The organism is Flavobacterium pedocola (genome assembly GCF_053764385.1).
Genome location: NZ_JBSNCR010000004.1, coordinates 455,440 through 477,425, shown reverse-complemented (window position 1 = coordinate 477,425; position 21,986 = coordinate 455,440). Strand labels below are relative to the sequence as shown.

Annotated in this window: 18 protein-coding genes; 10 read left to right on the top strand and 8 right to left on the bottom strand. The window is 39.4% G+C overall.

The window, feature by feature from the left end; all coding sequences use genetic code 11:
* Positions 1–16: 16 nt before the first annotated feature.
* The 6 genes from ACWPKD_RS12130 to ACWPKD_RS12105 all read right to left on the bottom strand — a co-directional run bounded on the left by ACWPKD_RS12130 (position 17) and on the right by ACWPKD_RS12105 (position 7,466).
* Positions 17–2,089 (bottom strand): S8 family serine peptidase, encoded by a 2,073-nt coding sequence (locus ACWPKD_RS12130; protein ID WP_455412940.1) that lies wholly within the window; start codon positions 2,087–2,089, stop codon positions 17–19.
* A 1-nt stretch (position 2,090) separates the two neighbouring features.
* The gene (locus ACWPKD_RS12125) at positions 2,091–3,062 is read right to left on the bottom strand and encodes a hypothetical protein (RefSeq protein WP_455412939.1); all 972 of its coding nucleotides are present in this window, start codon (positions 3,060–3,062) and stop codon (positions 2,091–2,093) included.
* A gap of 112 nt (positions 3,063–3,174) precedes the next feature.
* Positions 3,175–3,930, bottom strand: a complete 756-nt coding sequence (locus ACWPKD_RS12120) for an acyltransferase (RefSeq protein WP_455412938.1) — start codon at positions 3,928–3,930, stop codon at positions 3,175–3,177.
* Positions 3,923–5,407 carry an oligosaccharide flippase family protein gene (locus ACWPKD_RS12115; protein ID WP_455412937.1) on the bottom strand — a complete coding sequence of 495 codons (1,485 nt, stop codon included), beginning with the start codon at positions 5,405–5,407 and terminating at the stop codon, positions 3,923–3,925. The genes ACWPKD_RS12120 and ACWPKD_RS12115 overlap by 8 nt, the downstream gene beginning before the upstream one ends.
* A gap of 5 nt (positions 5,408–5,412) precedes the next feature.
* Positions 5,413–6,492 carry a DegT/DnrJ/EryC1/StrS family aminotransferase gene (locus ACWPKD_RS12110; RefSeq protein ID WP_455412936.1) on the bottom strand — a complete coding sequence of 360 codons (1,080 nt, stop codon included), beginning with the start codon at positions 6,490–6,492 and terminating at the stop codon, positions 5,413–5,415.
* On the bottom strand, positions 6,489–7,466 hold the full coding sequence (locus ACWPKD_RS12105) for a GNAT family N-acetyltransferase (protein ID WP_455412935.1): 978 nt from the start codon (positions 7,464–7,466) through the stop codon (positions 6,489–6,491). Before ACWPKD_RS12105 ends, ACWPKD_RS12110 begins: the two co-directional genes overlap by 4 nt.
* Before the next feature lie 127 nt (positions 7,467–7,593).
* On the opposite strand from ACWPKD_RS12105, the gene ACWPKD_RS12100 reads away from it, so the two are divergent.
* Positions 7,594–9,372 (top strand): T9SS type B sorting domain-containing protein, encoded by a 1,779-nt coding sequence (locus ACWPKD_RS12100; protein ID WP_455412934.1) that lies wholly within the window; start codon positions 7,594–7,596, stop codon positions 9,370–9,372.
* A gap of 110 nt (positions 9,373–9,482) precedes the next feature.
* Here the strand turns inward: ACWPKD_RS12100 and ACWPKD_RS12095 are convergent, their stop codons facing one another.
* Positions 9,483–10,085 carry a trimeric intracellular cation channel family protein gene (locus ACWPKD_RS12095; RefSeq protein ID WP_455412933.1) on the bottom strand — a complete coding sequence of 201 codons (603 nt, stop codon included), beginning with the start codon at positions 10,083–10,085 and terminating at the stop codon, positions 9,483–9,485.
* 1 nt (position 10,086) lies between these two features.
* The gene (locus tag ACWPKD_RS12090) at positions 10,087–10,830 is read right to left on the bottom strand and encodes an RDD family protein (RefSeq protein WP_455412932.1); all 744 of its coding nucleotides are present in this window, start codon (positions 10,828–10,830) and stop codon (positions 10,087–10,089) included.
* Positions 10,831–10,851: 21 nt separating this feature from the next.
* Here ACWPKD_RS12090 and ACWPKD_RS12085 point away from each other — a divergent pair, with 21 nt between their 5' ends.
* The 9 genes from ACWPKD_RS12085 (at position 10,852) to ACWPKD_RS12045 (ending at position 21,955) form a co-directional block, all read left to right on the top strand.
* Entirely contained in the window at positions 10,852–11,832 is a 981-nt protein-coding gene (locus ACWPKD_RS12085; RefSeq protein WP_455412931.1) for a stage II sporulation protein M, read from the top strand.
* Complete coding sequence (locus ACWPKD_RS12080) at positions 11,816–12,766, top strand: hypothetical protein (protein WP_455412930.1); 951 nt, start codon at positions 11,816–11,818, stop codon at positions 12,764–12,766. Before ACWPKD_RS12085 ends, ACWPKD_RS12080 begins: the two co-directional genes overlap by 17 nt.
* Positions 12,759–13,499, top strand: a complete 741-nt coding sequence (locus ACWPKD_RS12075; protein WP_455412929.1) for a DUF4129 domain-containing protein — start codon at positions 12,759–12,761, stop codon at positions 13,497–13,499. The genes ACWPKD_RS12080 and ACWPKD_RS12075 overlap by 8 nt, the downstream gene beginning before the upstream one ends.
* Entirely contained in the window at positions 13,500–14,696 is a 1,197-nt protein-coding gene (locus tag ACWPKD_RS12070) for a DUF4350 domain-containing protein (protein WP_455412928.1), read from the top strand.
* Positions 14,697–14,708: 12 nt separating this feature from the next.
* Positions 14,709–15,719 (top strand): AAA family ATPase, encoded by a 1,011-nt coding sequence (locus tag ACWPKD_RS12065; RefSeq protein WP_455412927.1) that lies wholly within the window; start codon positions 14,709–14,711, stop codon positions 15,717–15,719.
* Positions 15,719–17,050 carry a DUF58 domain-containing protein gene (locus tag ACWPKD_RS12060; protein ID WP_455412926.1) on the top strand — a complete coding sequence of 444 codons (1,332 nt, stop codon included), beginning with the start codon at positions 15,719–15,721 and terminating at the stop codon, positions 17,048–17,050. The genes ACWPKD_RS12065 and ACWPKD_RS12060 overlap by 1 nt, the downstream gene beginning before the upstream one ends.
* Before the next feature lie 149 nt (positions 17,051–17,199).
* Positions 17,200–17,988, top strand: coding sequence for a TrmH family RNA methyltransferase (locus ACWPKD_RS12055; RefSeq protein WP_455412925.1), 789 nt, complete (start codon positions 17,200–17,202; stop codon positions 17,986–17,988).
* Positions 17,989–18,007: 19 nt separating this feature from the next.
* On the top strand, positions 18,008–19,552 hold the full coding sequence (locus ACWPKD_RS12050; RefSeq protein WP_455412924.1) for a serine hydrolase: 1,545 nt from the start codon (positions 18,008–18,010) through the stop codon (positions 19,550–19,552).
* A gap of 180 nt (positions 19,553–19,732) precedes the next feature.
* Entirely contained in the window at positions 19,733–21,955 is a 2,223-nt protein-coding gene (locus tag ACWPKD_RS12045) for a RelA/SpoT family protein (RefSeq protein WP_455412923.1), read from the top strand.
* Positions 21,956–21,986: the final 31 nt, after the last annotated feature.

Genomic DNA, 21,986 nt, shown 5'->3' with positions numbered 1-21,986 from the left:
CTCCCCTTTTCAATAATTATTTTTTGGTAAACTTTAAAGTTTCATTAAACGATTTACCTTGCAGCTTCACGATATACATACCCGAAGCAAGATTTCCTAAATTCAAATTAAAAATTGCCTCTTTCTCATTTGAATCATAAACCTTTTTACCGTAAATATCATAAACCGTTACCGAAACATTTTCAGCATTTCTGTTGATATTTATTGTAAAGGCTCCATTATTTGGATTGGGATACAAAACAGATTTAACAAGATTCTCTGAAGCTTTTACCGGAGCGGAGCTGTTCTTCTCAAAAACTACCGGAGTACAGTCAATACTGATATTCTCATCAATTCTTAAATCCACAAATCCGTTTTCATTCGGTCTAAAATCAGATCTAACGGTGATTTCAATTACATTTCTAGCCTTAAAATCAGCCTTCGCATCATCTACAAAATCAACATCATTAATAGTAAGCCTGTTATTAATTTTATAAAGTTCGAATTCAAACCTGTTGAAAACATGATTATCGATTACCGCATTTCCGTTTGTCTTTCTCATTTCATCCACAAAATCAACTGCGGGATAGATTTCCAGCTTACCTGAACCTATCGTCCCTTCCAAACCTTGATTAATGGTGGTTCTGAATTCTATATCTTTCGATGTTAATTTCAGAATACTTTCAATCTCTTTCGGAAACAAACAGTCATTTACTGTTAACATTAACCCAATCGTTCCGGTTACTATTGGAGCAGAATAGGATGTTCCCCAACCAGCCGGGTTTGCACCATTACTATTAACCCACTCCGAATAACCAAAAACACCATATCCTGTTGCAAGAATATCAACTTTATCATTCAAAGTGAAATTTCTTTGAAAACCGTCAGGGTTGTACTGATTTTGGTAATAACCATTTCTTGGAGCCACCATAGGGTTATACGGATCCAGTGCCCCTACACATCGGATGGCAGCATCTTCAATATCAAGATGAACCGGAAACCATGAAGAAGTACAGCAATAAGAAGGACTCTCATCTGTGATAGGCAATGTTCCTGGATTTTTATGGCTTACACTGGATACTGAAATAACATTATCATAAGAAGCCGGAAAAACGTACAATGTACCAAAAGGCGTTTCATTCACACCGTTAGGAACACCATTAGCACCCGTCATGCTGTGAAAAGACTGAGGTGTTGATAACGATGCCTTATTACCTGCTGCGGCAACCAAAGTAACCCGGTAATTATTTACAAGGTCGTTAATCACAGCCTGTTCAACCGTACTGTAGGTTGTGGAATTGGTATAACCGGAATTGGTCCAACTCATATTGATCACCCTTGCACCTGCTCGAGCCATATTATATAAATTTGAGTTGATCGAAACAATTTCACCGTTTACATAACTTCCGGAACCGATCCACATTCCGCCTTCTACGATATCACAGTCCATACAAACCCCAACAGAGCCGTGTGCATTATCCCCTCTTGCAGCAGCCAGAGCCGCCACCGATGTCGCATGATAATAAGCTGTGGGCGAATAGGAATAAGGTGTTGATGAACTGGTTAACGTTACTTTTCCAGCGAAATCATCAAAACCGTACTGCAGCGGTGTATCGGAAATTCCCAGTTTAATCTTCGGACTTCCTTTTGTAATGTCCCATGCCTGAGGAGCTTTGTGATAGTCTAATTCTTTTCTGGAAACATCAGCTCCTAAATTCGGAACCATACTGGTTGTACCATAATCATTCGGATAGTATAAAAAATCTATTTTTCTCTTACTGATGTCTTCTGCCGCTCTGTAATCCGAACTCAATTCGCTTAACAATTCCGGAACCATTTCCCCACTTGTGGTTTCAACAAAAAATACGTTTAAAACCGCTCTGTCAATTGCATACGGAAATGCCTGCTCAAAATTGATTAGCTCATATTTGGAAAAAATTTTACTTACGCTTTCATCAGTTCCCTGATAGACCAACATACCGTCGATTCTTTCAAATTGAGGTGCCTTTTTATGATCGTTTAAAGTCAGGTAATAAGAGTAAACCCCATTATTCTGTGAAAAGGAAAGCAAAGCAAAAAGTAAGCAGAAAACAATTAAAAATTTTTTCATGTTACTTCTCATTTACTTGTTTTTTTAAAGATTCAATTTCTTCATTCATTTTAATCATGTACAACGTCAATTCTTCAACTTTCTGAAGTAAACGTTTGTTCATTTCTCCCAAATCAATACCGTTTTTCTCAACTTCGGCTGCTGAAGGAATATCTTTTAAATGTCCTTTTTCTTTAATATGTGCCTCAACTTCTTTAAGTGTTGGCAACTTATACTGCGGTTCAAAAACGAAATCTGCCCAGCTTGTATATACTCTAACTCTCTCCGCTCTTACTGCACCGTCAACAGACAATCTGTAAGTGTCATTTCCATCAACAAAACTTGAAGTTCCGATTCCGATATTAGAATTCGTTATCACATTCCCTTCGATTAAAGCACTACCGTTCTGAACAACCAACTTATGGCTTAACCCCGGTACATAATCTGCATATCCTCCGATAATGAATCTTGAATTCGGTTTACCCATTTGCATGTAAATGTTATCAGATCCGTCGTCATTTACTTTGAAAAATTCCTGTTGGGTCTTATTCATCAAATACATCATTGTACTTCCGCCTGTATGGGCAACCATTCTGTATCGTCCGAAATCATTTCTGTCCTCAATTCCAAAATAAGCTATAGATCCTGTGTTTGTACCCGCAGTTGGGCTCGGAAAATCAAAGAAATTTAACATTCTTGTCTTCTCATAACCAATTCCGGAACCAATTTTACTTCCAGCTGCCAAAACCACGAAATCATCATTATTGACTCTTGGTGTTCCGTTAGGTAAAGCACCATCAAAAATCCCTTTTTCACCTCTTACAGAGCCTCTTACATCCAATTTTTCAAGTGGATTATCGGTTCCGATACCTACATTGGTATTAGAAGTAGGGTTGTTTGGCAATACATTCCCTGCACCTCCGGTAGCTGTGCTGATTTGAGAATTGGCATTAAAAAAAACTGCTAAAAAGCATACAATTAAAACTTTTTTCATTTTTATATTTTATTTGTTAATTCCTACAAAAGTAGAAATCATCTTTAATTTATTATAAAAAAAAGATTACAAAAAAAATAAAAAAATGTTATTAAATGTTATGATTTGAAAATTAGACCAAAAGAAAGCTGTTCAAAGCCTCCTGTTCTCCCTCCCAGTCGCGGGAAATGTTAGTCTGAAGGAGTTTTGCCGGGATACCGCCAATGAGGATGTTTTCACCGGAATCCGAAAAATCCTTGTTGCATAAACTATTTGAAGCTATGGTACAAAAAGAAGGTGTGTTGGCACCCTGCATAACCGAAACCCTGTTTCCTATATAATTATAACTTCCTATCATAACAGAGCCTGTCACGGGATAACGCTCGCCTGTTTGTGTATTTATCATTTGATGAAAGTTAGTGTCGATAACCTGTGATTCGGAACCAATTCGTGCCCAATCCCCCATATAAATCGAATGGACACAGATTATTTTTCCGTTGGAAGCTAAAGAGGCCATATGGCCCATAGAAAAAACAGCCGAAGGAGCTACGTAAACAAAATAATCTTTTCCAAATTGGACATGTCCTCTGAATATTACTGTACCTGCCAGAAAAATCTCGGCAGTTCCTTTGGAAACGGTAGTCATTTCATAAGTCTGCCCGAAACCGATCATCCCGCTTTTGATTGGAGCATCAATTTCAATTTTACCTTTTAAACTGCTGAATTTAACCCTGCCGTAAAAATATACCGGGAATTTCACTGCTGTAGAAAAAGGAAACATCTTAAAATTGAAATATAGTGTTTTCGTCCAGTTGATCGAAAAATAAAACTTCATCCTGTGGTAAAAAGACCGTTGCTTTCTGTATATTTTCCTGGCTGTATCAATCATTTTTCTTTCGGATTTTATTGAAAACCTCTTTCAAATCAACTTTTTTGTTCAATTCTGTAAAAGTAAATATAACTGAAATAATTATCATCATTCCCATAACGGCGTATTTGAGCCAGTCAAGAACTATAAATGATGCAAAAAATGTAATTAAACACAAGGAAGCACAAATGCTAAAAAGCCTGATAAAGTCCTTTTCAAACTGAAAGCTGTAATAGTTGCCCGTTATTGCTTTCATTCCTACAAAATGAATGAAAAAATAGAGCGCGAAACTGATCCCCAAACCTTCCAAACCCAACCAGACATAACCCAAAACATTCAAAATCAACTGAATTGCATTAAACCCAACAGCTGTTTTAATAAATATTCTTGAATCGCCTTTGGCTAATAAAATAAATCCCATTGACCAGGAAACAGCACGAAACAACATTCCCAAAATACCCCAGGTAAGCATCGGGATGATCGAATAAAATTTAACCGAATAAAGCAAACGGACAATAACCGGTGAAAAAGCCAGAAAAAAGATAATCACCGGGGTGATGAGAAAAACCGCAACAAAAGCCTGTTGGTTTACAATTTCCTTTACCTTTTCGTTATTGGTGCTTACAGCGGAAAGCCTTGGAAAATAATCGGTACCCATCGCGGTAAAAATCAACCCGACATACGAATTTAAAATAGCAAAACCTGCATTATAAAACCCGACTTCCTCAATACCAGACCTGTAATTAATAAACAATTGAAGAAGATAGCCTGAAAACAGCGTAATAAAACTGCTCAAGCTAAGCATGAAACCTAATCGGATCAAGCTTTTTCCTTCCTTGAAAGCATCTTTATTTGAAAACGTTATATTATTCAGCTTAAGTTTTGACGCATAAAACCAGGCGAATAGAAAACCGGTCACAGTAGCAATAGTAATCGAAGGCGCGATTGCTTCTTCTTTCCAGATATAATAAAGCGGAATTGTGATAATAAGCCCAATCAAATTCCCCAGTAGATTCGCTTCGGCTAAATATTTCAACCTCCTAAGACCTTGCAAAACGGCCAAATGACTACCTGTAACCTGTTTAAACAACAAGGCAACGGCAATCCAGATAACGGCAATTGTATAACGTTCCGAATCGAAAATCAATCGGCTAAGCCATGGCGAAAAAACTATGGTCAATAGCATTCCTGCAAAACCGGTTATCCAGCACAATCGATTTAAAATACCGGCTTCTTTTGCTATTAGTTCCGGGTTGTCTTGAGAATTAACCTCCGAAATACTTTTAACACCGCTTAACTCAAGCCCAAAACCGGTAAATCCGCTTAATAACCCTAAGGTAGCATTCAAAAGTGTGAGAATTCCAATTCCCGAAGGGCCCAATAAGACAGCTACTATCTTTGAACGCACCAGTGAAATCAATATTGAAAAAAACTGAACACCTCCAAAAAGCGAAGTTGCTTTTAGAATTTGCTGATATGATGATTTAGCTTCAGACATTAAAATTAATATGCATTTAAAGCTTGAATTACAGCACTCACTTCGGGCTCAGTCAAAACAGGGCTCATCGGTATACTTAAAACCTCATTGTGTATTTTCTCCGTTATCGGCAATGACAAATGATGAAAGGCTTTCATTCCAACCTGTTTATGGGGCGCCACCGGATAATGAATCAAGGTTTGTATACCATTTTCGGAAAGATAGTTTTGCAAGGCTTCACGGTTTTCGGTTCGAATTACAAAAAGGTGAAAAACATGATTATCCGTTCCATCCCAATAGGGAAGCGTAATCTTATCATTTTTGATTTCAAGCAGATAGCGTTTTGCCACAGCTCTTCGTTTATCATTTTCATCTGCGAGACCGGATAATTTCACACGTAAAAAAGCGGCCTGAAGTTCGTCTAAACGGGAATTAAATCCTAAATAGTCATTATAGTATTTTCTTTGGGAGCCGTAATTCGAAAGCGATTTGATGGTTTTGGCAAGTTTTTCGTCGTTGGTTATCACAGCACCAGCATCACCTAAAGCACCAAGATTTTTACCCGGATAAAAACTGAACGTTCGGGTATGGCTGCCTTTAAAAACAAGTCCGTGTGCCTGCGCTGCATCTTCTACAATCAATAAATCATGCTTGTAGCCGATTTTCATAATTACCTCCATAGCTGCAAGTTGCCCATATAAATGAACAATCAGCATCCCTTTGGTCTTAGAAGTAATCTTTTCTTCAATCCGTTTAGGATCAATGTTGTAGGTAGTAGTATCCGGTTCAACCAAAACCGGCACCAAACCTGCATGAAGAATCCCCAAAATTGATGCGATGTAGGTATTGGCCGGTACGATAATTTCATCACCTTCACTAAGATTGCCCATTTCGATGTAAGCCTTGAAGGTCAGAGTAATCGCATCCAGCCCATTTCCAACCCCTACACAGAAATTTGAACCGCAATAAGCTGCAAATTCCTTTTCGAAATCCGTCACTTCGTCTCCTAAAATGTACCAACCTTTTTCAAGAAAACTGTTCATTTTTTCATGAAAGGCTTTCTCATAAGGCTTATTTATTGCTTTTATGTCCAAAAATGGAATCATAGTAATACGGTTTCCAATAGTTTATGATTAGCAGTTTCCACTTCGTAAAAATCCTGACTAACCCAACCGCTGCCGAAAGTTTCCTTCCAGTACAGCAGTCCTTCGTTAATATTTCTTCCCTGATTTTCGTTCGATATCCCGAAATCAAAATACTTTTTAGCGGCAAAAACCTCCGAAAGCAGCTTGTGATGAAGAAAATCAAGGCTCCCCAATTCATTTTTATTGGTAACGGCAGAAATGTATTGTGAATGTGCCGTGCTTTTCGTTTCAAAAATAGTGGTTCCGGCTACAATACTTCCTTCGTGATAAACATTAAACTGATGTATATTTTCAGGAAACCTTTCTTTCAGAAGCGTTATTTCTTCAAGGGAATGCACCGGTGACACGTTGTGTTTCTGCGCAAGATTAGGAATAAGGATTTTAGTCCAGAATTCTGTAAAATCATTTGTTTCCCTGACTTCAAGATTGTTTTTCTGCCCGCGTTTCACTCCTTCTTTTCGGTCTTTCGATAATTTAAGTTCCTGAGACAAATCCAGAACAGTCAACAGATCTCTCCGATACAATTTTGCCTCGGTTATGAAAAGCAGGTACTTCAAATCATCCGACGGTTTATCAGTATAGAAAAAAGGAAATTCCTTCATGTACAGTTTTTGTACCTGAGCCGCTTCCAGATATTCCAATATCTTTTTAAAAAGGGAAAGTGTGGTTTTCAGCTTTGTTTTTCCGGAAGTCACCAAACCTCCATATGTTAGGCCCTGATGAGAAAAAACGGCGCCATCAGCACTATTGGCCGGCAAAACCGCCAGTAACGAATCCTCTTCAAAAACCAGCAGGGAAAAATCCTCAAATCTGTCAGCATGATAGTCCATAAAATCACGGTGAAATAGGAAAGTGGCATTTCTGGCCTGATTGATAAAATCGTTCCAGAGCGCGTAATCGGATTTTTGATATTTTCGGACAGTGTAATTTTTCACAGGCACTTATAAACTTTGGAAAAGTACTAATTTTGACACAATTTTCACAAAAATAAATCGATTTTTAATTGGTTTTATTATGTTTATAATCAAACAATTTGTTACTTTTAAAAAAACTATTTTATAAGTGAAGACAAAATTACTTTGTTTTTTTAGCTTGCTTTTACTCCTTGTTTCTGAATCTTTATCCGCTCAGAATGTAACCCTATACAGTCAATTTGGAGGACGTTATGATTTCACTTTCGTGGGAAACACCATGAATACCGGTGAAAACAATCCGTCACCGACTTATGTAACCAATACCTCTTCGACGGCAAACCTTAATCTGGCTCCGGGCAATACCGTTTTAAAAGCGTATCTGTATTGGGCCGGTAGCGGTGACGGAGATTTTGAAGTTGATCTTAACGGTATTCCCACAACACCGGACCGGACTTTTTCCTATTCAAGAGAATTTCCGCCAAATACTTTTACGTATTTCAGTGCTTTTAAGGATATTACAACTTATGTACAGACTACCGGGAACGGCGATTACACCCTTTCCAATTTAGATATTTCCGCGTTTGAGGCCTTGCATTTTTCCAGAAAGACCAATTTTGCTGGATGGGCGATACTGATCATTTATGAAAACAGCAGCCTGCCTTTAAACCAAATTAATGTATATGACGGGTTACAGGGGGTTCCGGAAGAACTGGAAATCAACTTGACCAATTTGTACGTATTGGACAACCAGGATGCCAGAGCCGGATTCATTGCCTGGGAAGGCGACGTTGGCTTACCTACCGAAACATTTTCCGTTAACGGTCAGATTCTGAGTAATGCCTTAAACCCTGCCGACAATGTGTTCAACGGAACCAATTCCGTTACCAATTCTTCCACATTGTACAACATGGATCTGGACATTTATGCCATAGACGATTATATTGATGTCGGGAATACGAACGCCACCATAACGCTTTCGTCCTGGCAGGATTTCATCATGATCAACACTGTAGTGACAAAACTTAACAGCCAGCTTCCGGATGCAACGGTTTCAATAGACAATTATCAGTTGGAATGCAATAGCCGGCAAATTCCGCTTAACTATACGGTTTATAATGTAAACAGTACCGATCCGCTTCCTGCCGGAACCCAAATTGCCATATATGCAGACGGCGAGCTGATTGCCGAAAACCTAACTCCGGCTATTTTACAGATCGGAGAAAGTGTGGCACTTTCACAAATCATCACGATTCCAAGCCATATCCCGATTGATTTCACCCTGACTATTGTTGTCGATCCAAACGGATTAATTACAGAACTTGTCGAAACCAATAACCGTGATACTGAAAACATAAGCCTTCATATATCCCCCGCTTTCAATCAGCCGGCAAACCTTACCATGTGTAACCTGGGTCTGACAGCAGCTTATTTTGATTTTTCTGCTTACGAACAGAGTATTAAAGTAAATCCTGCAGATGTGGTAACCTTCCACGAAAGCCTTGAGGATGCTCAACTGGATCAAAATGCCATTATTTCGATTTTCAATTACTATGCAACAACTACGCCTCATGAAATATTTGTCCGCATTGAAAACGAATTTTGTTATGCTACAACTTCATTCTTATTGCTGACCGAAAATTGCCCACCAACGGTTTACAACGCCGTATCCGTTAATGGTGACGGCCTTAACGACACCTTCTTTATTGCCGGTTTACGGGACATATTCGTTAATTTTGAATTATTGATTTACAACCGCTGGGGAAGACATATCTGGACAGGCAACAACAACATCCCTGACTGGGACGGCTATGTTAAAAACGGTGTTGGGGATAACCAGGCTCCGGACGGGACCTATTTCTATGTTTTAAAACTGAACGACCCGAATTATCCGGATGCCATGACAGGGTATTTGTACCTCAACCATTAAAACGGTTTAACCGAAATAATAAAACCGTAAAATTTCGGCATCAAGGTTTTTCTAGTTCAATTACGAAAATCACAAGCTAAAGGCTGAATCTCAATAACCAAATCAACATCTTATTTACGATCGAGAGTCGGGAGTGACCACTGAAAAATCACAGCCATTAAGCGGATGGCAATAATCAAAATCGAGGTTAACAGATAGAGTAAATCCTGAGGCAGATTAAGCGCTTTCATCAAAAAGAAAAACCCTCCGCCTACTATACAAATCGTGGCATAAATCTCTTTACGGAAGATCACCGGAATTTCATTGCACAATATATCCCGTATAACGCCTCCAAAACAGGCCGTCATGGTACCTAAAGCTATACAGATAACCGGATGCAGGTTAATAGCCAGGCCCTTCTCCAAACCGATAAGGGTAAAAACCCCCAAACCAATAGTGTCAAACAAAAACATAGACGTTCGGAAGCGGTCTAACTTTTTTCTGAAAATAACGGCAAGAAAATAGCCCAATATGATTACGTAAACATAGTTTAAATCGGTCATCCAGCCTACCGGAGTCCTTCCGATGAGCGTATCCCGAAGCGTACCGCCTCCTACCGAAGTTACAAAGGCAATGATAAAAACCCCAAACGGATCGAGCTTTTTATTCATGGCCGTAAGCGCTCCGGAAACCGCAAAAGCCATAGTACCTAATATGTCAAGCAGTTCAAACATATTACATGTTGCGGGTGTAGTAGTTGTAATCTTTTAAAACCACTCTGATAAACTCGGAATCATAGGATTGCCGGGGCTTTATTCCAGTTACCGCTTCGATTTTTTCCGCGAGTTTATAGATAAGTTTGAAATCTTTGTTTTTCAAAGCCGATTCAAAGGTTTCCTTAATGATTCTGGCATCGTTATCGGAAAGACGGATCACCAACGGATAAGTCGGAACATAATCGTCTTGTATTTCCTGAAGAATCGTATGATTGATGTTGATATTGTTTTTCAGGGAAATAACCGCAGTACCGGCAGCCATGTCTCCTAAACGCTGATTTTTACTACTTACGGCCATGACAATCAATCCGATAATCCCACTACCGATGCTGATTTCTATAAGCCTAAACAACCAACGGATCAGATAATCACCAAAACCGGCCTGATAGCCGTCCAGCTTGATCACTTTGATTTTTATTATTTTTTTTCCGAATGTCTGGCCTTCCATTAAGCTTTCCTGCACTAATGAATAGAAAATCAACGGCAATCCGAAAAGCATCAGGATAGCAAACACCGACCAATCATCGGCTTTATCCATAAATTCATTCAACCCCATCAGATAAAAAAACAAAAAATACACCACAATCACATACGCAGCTTTAATCACTATATCAAGCAATTGTGCCACCAGTCTGTCGCCTACGGAAGCTGCCGTGAAATTTATATTCACATTTTGGGTTGTGGTTATCGATAATTCTGACATATTTTATATTTTAGCCTCTTTATGAGAGAAGTTGCGTTTATAAAACAAAATAAGGAAAAATGGCTTGAATTCGAACAGGCTATTTTTGGCAAAGCTAAAAAAAATCCCGATGAATTAGCGAGTTTGTATATTCATTTGGTGAATGATTTGTCGTACGCACAAACGTACTACCCGAAAAGCAAAACAGTTGTCTACCTGAACTATCTGGCTTCTCAGATTTACCAGAAAATTTACAAAACCAAAAGAGAGGAAACCAACCGATTGGTTCATTTCTTTAAAACCGAAGTACCGCTTTTGGTTTATGAATACCGAAGATATGTACTTTATGCCTTTTTGTTGTTTTTTCTGTGCGTGGGAATCGGAGTGATTTCCGCACACAATGATGCTACCTTCGTACGTTTGATTATGGGCGATGCCTATGTAAACATGACCTTGGAAAACATCGAAAAAGGAAATCCGGTGGCCGTTTACAAGAGCGGGAGCAACTGGGGAAGTTTTATCGGTATTACGTTAAATAACCTTATTGTCGGCGCCAAATGTTACATTTATGGCATCTTCGCCGGTATCGGTACTTTTTTCGTCCTTATCCAAAACTCCATCATGCTGGGCTCGTTCCAATACTTTTTCTACAAAGAAAACGTATTTTGGGAAAGCGTTCGCGGGATCTGGATTCACGGAGCCATGGAAATATTCGGTATGGTAATCGAAGCAGGCTGCGGATTCATGTTGGGTGCCAGCATCCTGTTCCCGAAAACTTTTTCCCGCATGCATTCTTTTAAAATAGGTTTTAAAAACAGCATGAAAATATTTTTAAGCACTATGCCTTTCACGGTAGCGGCGGGTTTTCTGGAAGGGTTTATCACCCGCTATTCCATCGATATGCCGCGTGTACTGAACGTTGCGATAATTTTGGGAACTCTGGCTTTTATTTCCTATTATTTTTTGATTTATCCATTTATTGTTAACCGAAAATACCGTAAAAACCATGTTTCAACTCTTTAAGAAAAGGAATTTCAGTGAATTGGTCGGTGATACCTTTGCATTTTTTAAGATGCATGGTAAACATTATTTTCGCAATTACCTGATTATCAACGGAGGCATTTTACTGGTATTACTGGTATTGGTTTACTTCCTGATGAAGATTATCTTCGACGGTTTGCTTTCTAATATCAATGGTGGAGTTGGCGATCCCGGAAATATAGATCAGTACATCAACAACAATCTTACAGTATTGATAGGATTATGTATTTTAGCAGGTATTGTTGCGGTTTTTCTAAGTCTTTTAAGTTTCACCTTTCCGGTGGCTTATCTAAAACTTTTGGAAAAAAGCGCAAGTTTTGAGACCGCAGACATCATCAAAGTGATGAAAAGCAAAATCGGTAAAATCATTATCTTCTTTATTGCTTCGTTTTTTGTGATGCTACCTGTGATGTTTCTGGTGATGATGTTAAGTGTTGCCCTTGTTTTTATTATCATTGGTATTCCGTTACTGATGATCGTAATTCCGGCCTTTATGTGTTGGTTTTCATTGAGTTTTTACGATTATATTTCTACAGATAACGGTTATTTTGATGCTTTAGGCAACGGTTTCAGGCTTCTTAAACAGAAATTCTGGCCCAGTGTAGGCTCAACTGCCGTGATGTATATGATCGTTCAGATTGTAGTCGGGTTTGTTTCGATGATTCCTTACCTGATTGGGATTTTTTCGATGTTTACCTCTTTGGATCCGCAGAATGGTGTTGGCCCCGGAAGTGAACAAATTTCATTTTTAATGATCATGTTCAGCATTACCATGGTTTTATCTTTTCTGATGAATTTTATTTTTCAGAATTTCATTTTGGTCAACCAGGGTATTATTTATTACAGCATCCGTGAAGAAAATGAAAACAACTCGTATAGAAACGAAATGGATTTGATAGGTACCCCAAGTGAATAAGTTTATAATTTACATACTGGTTTTCTTTTCCTTAACTGTTTTCGCGCAAACGGAAAAGGATTCATTGGATATGGTTGAAACCGAGGAAATCTATATTTCTTCGGAAGAACCGATTCAGCCCAAAAAGTTCCGTGAAAACTTCCAGAACGATTACCGTTCCAACGAATTTATTTACGAAACCGTTGTTAAAGATCCTACGCAATGGGATCGTTTTAAAGCTTGGCTCGCACATTGGCTGGACCGTATTTTTTCTTTTGGTGGCGATGGAACTGGATCTGCTTTGAATATTTTTATACGGATACTTGCGTTTTTGGTGGTAGGTTTTGTGGTCTATCTCATCGTAAAGGCGATCATCAACAAAGAAGGAGGTTGGATTTTCGGCAAATCGTCCAAAAAGAAAATCCACAGTTCGGATGTTCACGAGGAAGACATCCACAATATCGATTTCAAAACCTTTATCGAAAAAAGCAAACAAGCTAACAATTACCGCCTTTCCATCCGCTACTATTATTTATGGTTGTTGAAAAAAATGTCAGATAACGGTGTAATCGAATGGGACATTGAAAAAACCAACAGCGATTATTTATACGAAATACAAAAGCTTTCTTTGAAAGAAGAATTCCAATACCTGTCCTATATCTACGATTACAGCTGGTATGGTGAATTTACCATCGATGATGCTTTGTTTGAAAAAGCCGAAACTGCCTTTGTTAAAACCATTAATTCCCTATAAATGAACAGAACACTGAAAATATATATCGCTTTTCTGGTGCTGATCATTATCGGGATTATTGTCGTGGATGCCAACCGTCCCAAACCGATTGACTGGACACCAACTTATGCCACCAAAGACAAAATCCCATTTGGGCTTTATGTTTTTGATAAAGAGGTTAAACATCTTTTCCCGAAAGATTCCATTGTTCGTTTCGGAAAGACGCCTTATGAATACTTCCTGGACAAATACAATTATGAAGATTCGGTTTATACCGTAAAAGGAAATATTCTGATGGTTTCCGAAAACAGTGAACTCGACAAAAGTTCCATCGACGAACTTATTTGGTTTGCCGAACACGGAAATTCGGTTTTCCTAAGCATGAAAGATTTCCCGGAAGCTTTAAGAGACTCACTCGGTTTCGATTTCACGAACCAGTATTATATGGGCGACAGCGTGCATTTCACCTTAACCGATAACGTATTTAAAGGCCAAAAATATATATTCGAAAAAGGATACAGCCTTTCCTATTTTAATAAGATCGACACCTTGACCACTACTGTTTTAGGACATCAGGAAATGGATACGGTCAAGCATGCCAATTTTATAAAAATCCCACGGGGTATCGGTAACTTTTACCTTCACACCCAACCGGCAGCGTTTTCAAATTACTATTTACTTAAGAAAGAAAATCCGGAATACTGCGCCAACATTTTATCCCATCTGCCGAAAGGAAAACTGTTTTGGCAGGCAAAGAATTTCAATAACGAAACCGTGTCCAGCTCACCGATGCGCTACATTTTGAGCCAGCCGGCTTTAAAATGGGCCTGGTACCTTTTCCTGCTGGGCATGCTGACCTTTATGATTTTTAATGCGAAACGCCGCCAACGCATCATCCCTATAAAAATACCGCTCACCAACACAACGGTAGATTTCACCAAAACCATTGGGAATTTATACCTTCAGGAGGGTGACCATCATAACATCATCGGTAAAAAAATCATCTATTTCCTTGAAAAAATACGTACCGATTATTTAATCGATACATTTGACCTTGATGAAACCTTTGTCAATCGTTTACATCAGAAAACCGGAAAAGACAAAACCGATATTGAAAACGCAGTACGTCTGATCAAAAAACACAGGAACAACCTGCAAAGCTCAGAAAATGATGTAATCGAGATCAGTAAAGCAATTGAAAAACTAGTTCAGAAATAAAATTAAAGTAATATGGATACTTTTGAAAATAACCATCAGCCACAAACCGAAAGTGTAAACTTCGAAACCAGAATCAACCTTGGCCCGCTTTTACAGAGCGTGAACGAAATCAAAGCCGAATTAAGCACGGTAATCGTGGGACAGCATAAAATGATCGACCAGCTTTTGGTGGCCGTTCTTTCCAACGGGCACGTACTTTTGGAAGGTGTTCCCGGTGTGGCCAAAACCATAACCGCTAAATTATTGTCTAAAACTTTGGATCTGAATTTCAGTAGAATTCAATTTACACCGGATCTGATGCCGTCCGACATTATCGGAACCTCGGTTTTTGATTTATCGAAATCGAAATTCGAATTCAAAAAAGGTCCTGTTTTTTCCAATTTCGTCCTGATCGATGAAATCAACCGTGCTCCTGCCAAAACACAGGCTGCGCTTTTCGAAGTAATGGAAGAACGCCAGATTACCGTTGACGGTCACGCTTATCCTATGGAAACCCCATACCTGGTAATCGCAACCCAAAACCCTATTGAGCAGGAAGGAACGTACCGTTTACCGGAAGCCCAGTTGGATCGTTTCCTTTTCAAAATCAGTATCGGTTATCCGAATCTTGAAGAAGAAATTAACATCCTTCAGAAAGAAAATGCACTTCAGGACAAAAACAAACTGGAAAACATCCGTAAGATATTATCAAGAACCGAAATCAGCAGTTATCAGAAATTGGTAAAACAGATCATGATTGAAAGCCATTTGGTGGAATATATCGCGAAAATTGTAATGAATACACGTGAAAATGCCTTCTTGTATTTAGGAGCTTCACCGCGTGCCTCCATTGCCATTTTAAATGCTGCGAAAGGTTTTGCCGCTTTACGAGGAAGAGATTTTGTAACACCGGAAGACATTAAAGACGCTGCAGTTCCTGTTTTACAACACCGTGTTGTAGTAACCCCGGAAAGAGAGATGGAAGGCATTACCTCCACAGAAATTATCCGTCAGATTATCGATACCGTAGAAATTCCGCGCTAATGCAGTTTTTTAAACGCTTATACTTAAACAATTTCTTTTTCTATGTGCTGATGGGCATCATGGCAGGATTTGTTTTTGCTTATTTTTTCCCGAGCCTTTACAAAGTCATTTGGCTTATTTTATATATGTTTTTAGCAGCTACTGCTATCGACATTTTACTTTTATTTGCCACAAAACAAGAGATAAAAGCCTCGCGCACTACTCCTGAAAAACTCTCCAACGGTGATGAGAACACTATTCTTGTCAAAATCAGCAATCAGTATTCGTTTAAGATTTTCACTAAGGTGATTGATGAGATTCCGTTCCAGTTCCAAATGAGGAATTTTGAGATCAAACGAACACTGACCGCCAATTCTAAGGACAAATTCGAATACCGATTAAGACCTACAGAACGTGGCGAATATTTCTTCGGCAATCTTAATGTTTATGTTTCTTCTCCCTTGCGATTAGTGGCCAGACGCTTTACGTTTGCCAACAATCAGATGGTTCCCACCTACCCTTCGTATATTCAGTTGCGAAAATACGATCTGATGGCTTTTTCCAACCATTTGTTTCAGTACGGTTTAAAGAAAATAAGACGTATCGGCCATACGATGGAATTTGAGCAGATTAAGGAATACGTACAAGGTGACGACATCCGAACCCTGAACTGGAAAGCCACAGCCAAACGCAATCAGTTGATGGTAAACCAGTTTCAGGATGAAAAATCACAGACGGTTTACATGATCATCGACAAAGGCCGCGTCATGAAAATGCCGTTCAATGGCTTGAGTTTACTGGATTATGCAATCAATGCGAGTTTGGTTTTGTCGAATGTGATCCTTAAAAAAGGTGATAAAGCCGGTTTATTTTCGTTCTCCAAAAAAGTTGAAAACAGGGTTTTGGCCGAACGCCGTCAGTCCCAGATGAACCTGATTCTGGAAAACCTGTACAACATCAAAACCGATTTCTTCGAAAGCGATTACAGCCGATTGTATGTAGATGTCAAGAAAAACATCAACCACAGAAGCCTTATCATACTGTACACCAACTTCGAAACAGTCGATGGTTTACACCGACAGCTTCCTTATCTGAAAGGTATCGCCAAAAACCATTTATTGGTTGTCGTATTTTTCAACAATACGGAACTTAACGACCTGATCCACAAAAAAGCAACTACCGTACAGGACATTTACGACCAGACGATTGCAGAAAAATTTGCTTTCGAAAAACGCTTAATCGTAAACGAATTGCGAAAATATGGTATCTATTCCGTGTTAACACAGCCGGAAAACCTAACGCTGGACACTATCAACAAATATCTGGAAATTAAAGCAAGAGGCATTTTGTAGTCATTTTTAAATTAACTCCTACTTTTGCGGAATAAAATCGCCATTAGCAAAAATTTTGCGCAAGCAAATACCTTAATTAAAAAGCGACCCGAGCGGTAGCGAACTGGCGAAGCATACCATATGTTACCGCTTAAGAATAAATTATACATATGAAACAGATCACCAGCATACAAAACCCTTTCATAAAATCTTTGGTTCAGCTTCAGGAGAAAGCCAAAGCCCGCAAACAGACCGGAACTTTTCTTATCGAAGGGCAACGGGAAATCATGCTGGCCCAAAAAGGCGGTTATGAACTGGAAACCATTTTGTTTCTGCCGGATTTGATTTCCGAAAACGAAATTCGTCAGCTGACACAACAAAAAGCAGAACTGATCGAAATTTCAAAAGAAGTTTATCAGAAATTAGCCTATCGCGATACTACAGAAGGCCTACTGGCTATAGCCAAAACCAAATCCTTACAGTTATCCGATTTACAATTATCCGATAATCCTTTGATTTTAGTAGCGGAAGCCACTGAAAAACCCGGAAACATAGGTGCTATTTTACGAACTGCGGATGCTGCGAATTTAGATGCTGTCATCATAGCCAATCCAAAAAGCGACCTCTACAATCCTAACATCGTGCGTTCCAGCGTTGGCTGTTTGTTTACCAGACAAATCGCCGTAGGTTCAACCGATGAAGTGATTGCTTATCTGAAAGAAAAGAACATTTCGATCTACTGCGCCACGTTACAGGATTCTACCTATTATCATACCCAAAATTACACAACACCTTCAGCTTTAGTCGTGGGAACAGAAGCTACCGGTTTAACCGACTCCTGGAGAACGGCCAGTACCAAAAACATCATCATCCCGATGCAGGGTGAAATCGACTCCATGAATGTATCGGTTGCGGCGGCTATATTGATTTTTGAAGCAAAAAGACAACGCGGGTTTTAATCATTATAAATTTTGAATTATGAATTTTAAATTGTTCATCCTGGCATTTTTAACCACTTCTAGTTTGTATGCACAAATAACAGCTCCGGAAGTTGATGCGTTAGTGGAAAAAACCATGAAATCCTTCGACGTTCCCGGTATTGCTGTGGCTATTGTTAAGGACGGAAAAGTAATTCATTCAAAAGGTTATGGGGTAAAATCGATTATCACCAAACAAAAAGTTGATGAAAATACGTTATTCGGAATTGCTTCCAACAGTAAGGCTTTTACAGCGGCGGCTTTAGCTATTTTAGTTGATGAAGGCAAACTGAATTGGGACGACAAAGTAAAAAAATACATCCCCGAATTCAAAATGTACAACGAGTATGTAACCAACGAATTCACCATTCGCGATTTACTGACGCACCGCAGCGGTTTGGGATTGGGCGCCGGGGATTTAATGATCTGGCCGGACGGTCATGACTTCACATCAAAAGATATTATCAACAACATTCAATATCTTAAACCGGTTTCCGCATTTAGAACCAAATACGATTATGACAATTTGCTGTACGTAATTGCCGGGGAAGTAATCGAACGTGTAAGCAAACAATCCTGGGCAGAATTCGTGGAAAACCGAATCATGAAACCGCTGGAAATGAACAACAGTGTCGGCAACTGGTCGCGTTTGAAAGACACTACCAACAGCATTGTCCCTCACGTACCCATTGACGGAAAACTGAAAGTAACCACCCGTTACAAAAGCCGCATCATGGATGCAGCCGGCGGAATTTACACCAACGTGAACGATTTGAGCAAATGGTTGATCCTTCAGATGAACAAAGGAAAATACGGTAACAACCAACAGCTTTTCAGTACTGCACAACATACAGAAATGTGGACACCGCAAACCATTTTACCCAACCGGGCAGCACCACCCTACAATACTTTATTCAGAGCTTACGGACTAGGATGGCAATTACAGGACGTTAAAGGAAAATTACAGGTTTCACACACCGGCGGACTGGAAGGTATCGTAACACAAACTCTTATGATTCCTGAATTACAATTAGGGATCATTGTCCTCACTAATCAACAAGCTGGAGGTGCTTTCTATGCTATTTCCAACACGATCAAGGACAGCTATTTAGGCGGTAAAAGCGAAGATTGGGTGGCGAAATTTTCGAAACAAATGCAGGCAAACTCTTCCGAAGCCGATAAGATTACCGGTGAAGTGTGGGCCACAACTGCCAAAAACAAACTTGACAAGAATTTAAAAATCGATACTAAAAAGCTAATCGGTACCTACAAAGACAACTGGCTGGGCGAAATCACCATCACTGAAAAAAAAGGTAAATTGTTGTTCAACTCAAAACGTTCCCCTAAATTAAGCGGAGAAATCTATTACTACAAAGACAATACGTTTGCCGTGAAATGGTTCAACCGTAATTTTGATGCCGATGCGTTCCTGTTTATCACGTATGACAACCTTGGAAACGCGACCAACATCAAAATGAAACCGATTTCGCCGCAAACGGATTTCAGTTTTGATTTTCAGGATTTGGATTTCAACAGAATAAGATAGTTGATTCGGTTATTTGGTTATTTGAAAGCTGAAGATATTAGATTTATACTGACATGAACTTCTATGACGTATATGGTTTCTTAAATAAACAACAATCACTGTCTTTAAATCCTAATTTCATAACTAACTATTTGGAGATTCACTCAATTTCCCTTATTTTTAGGTACTGAATGAATTACAATGACAGAAATCGACCTAGAAGCTGAAAACAAAGCTATTGCCAAAGAATACAAAGAACTGCTCCGCATCAGTTATCAAACCCTTTCCGAAGACGACAAAAAACTCATCCGAAAAGCGTTTGATGTAGCTGTTGATGCCCATAAAGACCAACGTCGCAAATCGGGAGAAGCTTATATTTTCCACCCTATTGCCGTGGCCAAAATCGTGGCTTCCGAGATTGGTTTGGGTGCTACTTCCATTGCCGCAGCTTTAATGCATGATGTGGTGGAAGACACCGACATTACCGTGGAAGACATCGAAAAGATGTTCAATCCGAAAATTGCCAGAATCGTTGACGGTCTTACTAAAATGGCCAAAGTAAAAACGGATCAGGAAATTTCGATGCAGGCGGAGAACTTCCGTAAAATGCTTTTGACCCTGAACGATGATGTCCGTGTAATCCTTATCAAAATTGCCGACCGTCTGCACAACATGCAAACCATGGAAAGCATGGTCGATTACAAACAGGCTAAAATCGCTTCGGAAACCCTTTATATTTATGCACCTCTCGCCCATCGTTTGGGGCTTTACAACATCAAAACCCAATTGGAGGATTTAGGCTTACGCTATACCGAGCCGGGAGTTTACAACGATATTGTAAGCAAAATGAAGGAAAGCAAAGAGGAACAACAAGCGTATATCAAATCTATAGCCGATGTGCTTCAGAAATCGCTTGACGAAGAAGGCATTCAGTATACGATGAAAGGCCGCCCGAAATCTGTATATTCCATCCGAAGAAAGATGCTGGCACAAGGCGTTACTTTTGATGAAGTGTATGACAAATTCGCACTGCGCATCATTTACAAATCCGATGATCCGCACGAGGAAAAGTTCCTGGCCTGGAAAATTTACTCCATAGTTACCGATCATTATCGTCCGAGTCCAAGCCGTTTACGCGACTGGATATCTTCCCCAAAATCAACGGGTTATGAAGCCCTGCACATTACTGCCATGGGACCAAAAGGCCGTTGGGTAGAGATTCAGGTACGAAGCGAGCGTATGGATGAAATTGCCGAAAAAGGCTATGCGGCCCACTACAAATACAAACAAGGTGCCACCGAAGAAAACAGCTTAGATGTCTGGCTGAATCAGTTGAAAGAAGCACTGGAAAATGCCGAAACCAATGCCGTTGATTTTGTAGAAGATTTCAAACTGAACCTTTATGCTAAAGAGATTTATGTTTTTACCCCAAAAGGAGAAATCAAATCGCTGCCAAAAGGTGCAACCTCTTTGGATTTTGCATTCAGTATTCACTCAGAAATCGGTGTAAAAACCAGAGGAACAAGAGTTAACGGAAAACTGGTACCACTAAACCACGTACTGAACAGTGGTGATCAAGTGGAAATCATCACGTCTCCAAACCAAAAACCGACTGCGCACTGGCTGGACTATGTAACCACATCCCGTGCTAAAAATAAAATCAAAAACGTACTGAACGAAAGTACCAAGAAAATTGCCGAAGACGGAAAAGAAATCCTTACCCGAAAACTGCGTCATTTGAAAATCACCCTTAACGAACAGACCGTTAACGAATTGGTGAATTATTTCAAACTGCAGACCAGTCTGGATTTATTCTATCGAGCAGGGCTTGGCACGATCGACAACCAAAAACTAAAGGATTTTGCTGCGCAGAAGAGCAACACCTTGGTTAATTTCTTCAAGAAAACCATCAAACGTTCGCCGAATGCACAACCGGAGCACATCCACAGGGAAGAAATCAGCAAAAATTACGATTTATTGGTTTTTGGCGCAGAGCAGGACAAACTGGATTATAAACTTTCCACTTGCTGTAACCCGATTCCGGGCGACGAAGTATTCGGTTTTGTAACCATCAACGAAGGAATTAAGGTACACCGAAAAGACTGTCCGAACGCCATCAGCATGCAATCCAATTTTGCGTATCGCATCATACAGGCGCGCTGGATTGACTCTTCTCAGGAAGAATTCAAAGCTACACTGAAAATCACCGGAATGGATACTTTAGGATTAACCAACGAACTTACAAAAGTGATTTCCAACCAGATGAACGTTAATATCCAGAGTATTTCCCTTAGCGGAGAAGCCGGGTTGTTCAACGGTCAGGTCACTGTTGTTGTTCCAAACAACGTAATTCTTAAGAAAATGATGGACAACATCAAAAAAATTGACGGTGTGGACAAAGTGATCCGTGTCAACAATAGTTAAAAACCTTTTAATAAAGTATCTCCTTTAAAGT

What these genes read in the sequence shown, in the direction of transcription:
- ACWPKD_RS12130 (WP_455412940.1), bottom strand. Translation starts at nt 2,089, where the DNA reads ATGAAAAAATTTTTAATTGTTTTCTGCTTACTTTTTGCTTTGCTTTCC.
- ACWPKD_RS12125 (WP_455412939.1), bottom strand. Translation starts at nt 3,062, where the DNA reads ATGAAAAAAGTTTTAATTGTATGCTTTTTAGCAGTTTTTTTTAATGCC.
- ACWPKD_RS12120 (WP_455412938.1), bottom strand. Translation starts at nt 3,930, where the DNA reads ATGATTGATACAGCCAGGAAAATATACAGAAAGCAACGGTCTTTTTAC.
- ACWPKD_RS12115 (WP_455412937.1), bottom strand. Translation starts at nt 5,407, where the DNA reads ATGTCTGAAGCTAAATCATCATATCAGCAAATTCTAAAAGCAACTTCG.
- ACWPKD_RS12110 (WP_455412936.1), bottom strand. Translation starts at nt 6,492, where the DNA reads ATGATTCCATTTTTGGACATAAAAGCAATAAATAAGCCTTATGAGAAA.
- ACWPKD_RS12095 (WP_455412933.1), bottom strand. Translation starts at nt 10,085, where the DNA reads ATGTTTGAACTGCTTGACATATTAGGTACTATGGCTTTTGCGGTTTCC.
- ACWPKD_RS12090 (WP_455412932.1), bottom strand. Translation starts at nt 10,830, where the DNA reads ATGTCAGAATTATCGATAACCACAACCCAAAATGTGAATATAAATTTC.
- ACWPKD_RS12085 (WP_455412931.1), top strand. Translation starts at nt 10,852, where the DNA reads ATGAGAGAAGTTGCGTTTATAAAACAAAATAAGGAAAAATGGCTTGAA.
- ACWPKD_RS12080 (WP_455412930.1), top strand. Translation starts at nt 11,816, where the DNA reads ATGTTTCAACTCTTTAAGAAAAGGAATTTCAGTGAATTGGTCGGTGAT.
- ACWPKD_RS12070 (WP_455412928.1), top strand. Translation starts at nt 13,500, where the DNA reads ATGAACAGAACACTGAAAATATATATCGCTTTTCTGGTGCTGATCATT.
- ACWPKD_RS12065 (WP_455412927.1), top strand. Translation starts at nt 14,709, where the DNA reads ATGGATACTTTTGAAAATAACCATCAGCCACAAACCGAAAGTGTAAAC.
- ACWPKD_RS12060 (WP_455412926.1), top strand. Translation starts at nt 15,719, where the DNA reads ATGCAGTTTTTTAAACGCTTATACTTAAACAATTTCTTTTTCTATGTG.
- ACWPKD_RS12055 (WP_455412925.1), top strand. Translation starts at nt 17,200, where the DNA reads ATGAAACAGATCACCAGCATACAAAACCCTTTCATAAAATCTTTGGTT.
- ACWPKD_RS12050 (WP_455412924.1), top strand. Translation starts at nt 18,008, where the DNA reads ATGAATTTTAAATTGTTCATCCTGGCATTTTTAACCACTTCTAGTTTG.
- ACWPKD_RS12045 (WP_455412923.1), top strand. Translation starts at nt 19,733, where the DNA reads ATGACAGAAATCGACCTAGAAGCTGAAAACAAAGCTATTGCCAAAGAA.